Source organism: Parabacteroides sp. Y3-G-102, assembly GCF_023656845.1.
GTDB classification, from domain to species: Bacteria; Bacteroidota; Bacteroidia; order Bacteroidales; family Tannerellaceae; genus Parabacteroides; species Parabacteroides distasonis.
On the sequence record NZ_JAMOKU010000091.1, the window covers coordinates 1 to 4028 of the forward strand.

Annotated in this window: 2 protein-coding genes and 1 rRNA gene; all 3 read left to right on the forward strand. The window is 41.2% G+C overall.

Annotated elements, in window-relative coordinates; translation table 11 throughout:
* The 3 genes from rrf (at position 1) to bglX (ending at position 3649) form a co-directional block, all read left to right on the forward strand.
* Positions 1–110, forward strand: a 5S ribosomal RNA gene (rrf, locus tag NBH16_RS23090).
* A gap of 138 nt (positions 111–248) precedes the next feature.
* Positions 249–1130 carry an alpha/beta hydrolase gene (locus NBH16_RS23095; protein WP_005865072.1) on the forward strand — a complete coding sequence of 294 codons (882 nt, stop codon included), beginning with the start codon at positions 249–251 and terminating at the stop codon, positions 1128–1130.
* 206 nt (positions 1131–1336) lie between these two features.
* Positions 1337–3649 (forward strand): beta-glucosidase BglX, encoded by a 2313-nt coding sequence (gene bglX / locus NBH16_RS23100; protein ID WP_270616697.1) that lies wholly within the window; start codon positions 1337–1339, stop codon positions 3647–3649.
* Positions 3650–4028 lie beyond the last annotated feature (379 nt).

A 4028-nucleotide genomic window follows, 5' to 3' on the forward strand; every position in this document is an offset into this window, starting at 1 on the left:
AAGGTGGCTATAGCACGAGGGATCCACCTCTTCCCATTCCGAACAGAGAAGTTAAGCCTCGTCACGCCGATGGTACTGCGTAACAGTGGAAGAGTAGGTAGCCGCCGTCTTGAAGCAAGGCGATAGCCGATGGAGAGGAGTCAGTCCGTAAGGGGTGACTCCTTTTTCTGTTTTTATTTATTCGATTCTGATTGGATAAATAAAATAAGATGTATATATTCGCTCCCTATAACTTAATAATGTGTTGTATGGTTAAGAAGTGGATATTCCCTTTATTGATTGGGGTTTGTTTAATCAATACGTCTATGGCACAAGAAAATCCGATTTTATTATTCCCAAAAGGGGCGCCGGGAGAAACTATTAAATTAATAGAGAAAGCTGATACGGATGGTGGAAAAACCGGTGGTGAGAGTGTTTTGCGTATTACGAATGTGAGTGAGCCAACGATTACTATATATCATGCTCCGGATGAAGTGGCCTCGGGTGCCGCTATGATTGTCTGTCCCGGTGGTGGTTACAATATTTTAGCTTATGATTTGGAAGGTGATGAAGTCTGTGAATGGCTTAATAATCTTGGAATAACTGCGGTCTTACTTAAATACCGGGTTCCAAGACGGGAAGGACTGGAAAAACACGAAGCTCCTTTGCAAGATGTACAGCGTGCGATTGGTTATGTTCGAGCGAACGCTGAGAACTTGAATATAGATCCAAAGCGAATCGGTGTGATGGGATTCTCGGCTGGTGGCCATTTAGCTGCCATGGTTAGCAATAATTTTTTGAAACGTACTTATCCGGCTATTGATGCTACGGATAAAGTAAGTTGTCGTCCGGACTATTGTTTATTGGTTTATCCTGCTTATTTAGATGGAGAGAATTTCCAATTGGCACCAGAGTTAAAGGTTTCATCTGCCACACCTCCAACCATGTTAATTCAAGCGGAAGATGATAAATCTTATATCAACAGTAGTATTTTCTATTATTATGCCTTAAAGGAAGCTGGTGTTCCGGCATGGATGCATTTATATAGTCAAGGTGGCCATGGATATGGGTTACGAGATACGGGAGCGTCTGTAAATGAATGGCCGGATCGGGCTGAAGATTGGTTTCGTGAGATCGGTCTGATCGAATAGAACTCCAGATATCTTTTCTGGAGACTTGCGGAGTAGATTCTTAAATCGATTGCGCAATTTATTTATTACTAGTTTATTATTGATGGTAAACGTAGTAAAAACGTAGTGTAGAAAAGTGTGTTCTATAGCATATCGTATCTTTGAAGTAGTGAGTTTATTGCTGTTTTCTGTTATTCGGGCTTTTTTTGAAGTAAAAAAGCTAAGTTATGAAATTCCTTAAAAGTTCAGTTTTATTTATTTCAATGGCATGTATAGTGCCTGTTTGTTCGATAGCGAGAGAAAAAAGTGAGAGAATCACAAGAGCTGAGATTGAACAGAAAAGTGCGGATGAATTTATAAATGGTCTGATGAGTCGAATGACCGTTGATGAGAAAATTGGCCAATTGAATCTTCCTAGTTATGGAAACGTAATGCCAAATCCTAAAAAGAGTGAGATAGCCAGTCGTATTGTACGAGGAGAGGTTGGTGGTATATTTAATATATTCGGTGTCGATGCGATCCGGCAGTTACAAGAAGTCGCGGTTAAAGAAAGTCGGTTGGGGATTCCTATAATTGTTGGCGCTGATATTTGTAATGGTTATAAAACCGTTTTTCCCATTCCTCTAGGTCTTTCGTGTAGTTGGAAACCGGAGAATATAGAAGAGGTCGCTCGAATTTCCGCAAAGGAAGTTGGTGCTGATGGTATCTGTTGGACATATAGCCCGATGGTCGATATATATCATGATGCCCGGTGGGGACGAGTAAAGGAAGGAGCGGGCGAGGATCCGTTTCTTGGAGGTATAATGGCTCAAGCATGGGTGCGTGGTTATCAAGGCAATGATTTATCGGCTGATACGACTCTTATGGCATGTGTAAAGCATTATGCGCTTTATGGAGCGGCCGAGGCTGGTCGGGATTATAATACGGTAGATATGAGCCGTGTGACTGCCATGAATTATTACATGCGTCCTTATCAAGCTGCTGTAGAAGCAGGAGTAGGAAGTATCATGACTTCATTCAACAAATTTGAAAGTATCCCCGCGACCGGAAATACTTGGCTTCTTAATGACGTATTGCGTAAACAATGGGGATTTAACGGCTTTGTCGTGTCTGATTTTACGGCAATAGCGGAGATGGTAAACCATGGAATAGGTAATCGTCAGGAAGTCGGAGTCAAGGCGCTAAAGGCGGGTGTCGATATGGATATGATAGCGGACTGTTATCATGCCGTATTAAAGAAATCATTGGAAGAAGGGAAAATAACAGAGGCTGAGATTGACTCTGCTTGCCGGAGAATACTAATCGCAAAATACCAATTGGGATTGTTCCATGATCCATATAAATATTGTAATCCGAAAAGAGCCGCCAAAGAGTTCTTGTCGGTAAATAATGTATCTGCGGCCCGTCGTATTGCGGCGGAGTCTTTCGTGTTACTTAAAAATGATAATAATCTGCTTCCACTTAAAGGATGTCGTAAGGTCGCTGTAGTCGGTCCTTTAGCGGATAGCAAGGCGAATATGGCTGGATCGTGGAAATATGATGAGCAGACTAAATCTTATCATGGATTGGTAGAGGATTTACAGGAATCTTTGGGAAATGGAGTAGAGGTTGTTTTTGCAAAAGGCAGCAATCTAGTCGATGATCCCGTTTATGAAGCGAACTTTACGGATCAAAATCGTTCAACCCGGGATGATAGAAGCGATGAACAATTAATCGCCGAGGCCCTAAAAGTGGTGGAAGGCGCTGATGTGATTATCGCTGCTTTGGGTGAATCGATAGATATGAGTGGAGAAGGCGCTAGTAGAGCCATCCTTGAAATGCCGCAAACACAGAAAAAATTACTGGATGCTATCCAGAAGACAGGAAAGCCGATCGTAATGGTACTTTTTACCGGAAGACCTTTGGCATTACAATCCGAGGAAAAGCAGGTGAATGCGATCTTGAACGTATGGTTCGGTGGTACGGAAGCAGGAGCGGCTATTGCCGATGTCTTGACCGGAAAGGTTTCTCCGACGGGGAAGTTAACCATGTCTTTTCCTCGTGTAACAGGCCAATGTCCGATCTATTATAATCATAAGATGACAGGACGCCCTATGTCTCCCGATGCTTGGTACACTCGTTATGTCTCCAATTATATAGATGTGTTGAATGAGCCTCTTTATCCATTTGGTTACGGCTTGAGCTATACGACTTATACGTATGGCGATGTATCTTTGAATATGAATTCAATGGATGCAAATGGAAAAATTCAAGCATCCGTGATTGTTACCAATACCGGGGCTCAGGATGGAGAGGAAATCGTACAGCTTTATTTACGTGATATCGTACGCAGCATAACCCCTCCGGTCCAAGAATTGAAAGGATTCAAGCGAGTTGCGTTAAAAGCGGGAGAAAGCAAGAAAGTAACCTTTGATATTGATGTGGATATGTTGAAATTCTACGATTCAACCTTAGATTATGTCGCTGAGCCGGGTGAGTTTCAGGTAATGATCGGTGGAAATAGTAAAGAGGTGAAAACTGCTTCGTTTACATTAAAATAATCCTAATCGGAAGGAATCAGTTATGGGTTTTTGCTAAATTCGAAATTATATGTATCTTTGCCAAAAGAAATATTACAAAACCATGGGGATGACCGGTTTTGAAAGACCTATCCGAAAAATCAAAGAAAATAAGAGTAAAGCAAAAGCTAAATAAAATACTAAATATTAGTGTTTTATAAGTAATATAAGAGCTAAACAGGAACAACGTGTTTTCCTTTGTTTAGCTCTTTTTTTTGTTACTTTTGTTACTCGTTTGTTAGGCTCACCCGATAAATCAGGGGGAAAATTCTTTAATTCTATAGAAAATTTGCACCTTTGTACCATGAACAATCAAGGACTATTAGCATTGGCACAGTTGATTCTGCCATCAGAGATACTT

Excerpts from the sequence above, each read along its gene's own strand:
- NBH16_RS23095 (WP_005865072.1), top strand. The coding sequence starts at position 249 with ATGGTTAAGAAGTGGATATTCCCTTTATTGATTGGGGTTTGTTTAATC.
- bglX (WP_270616697.1), top strand. The coding sequence starts at position 1,337 with ATGAAATTCCTTAAAAGTTCAGTTTTATTTATTTCAATGGCATGTATA.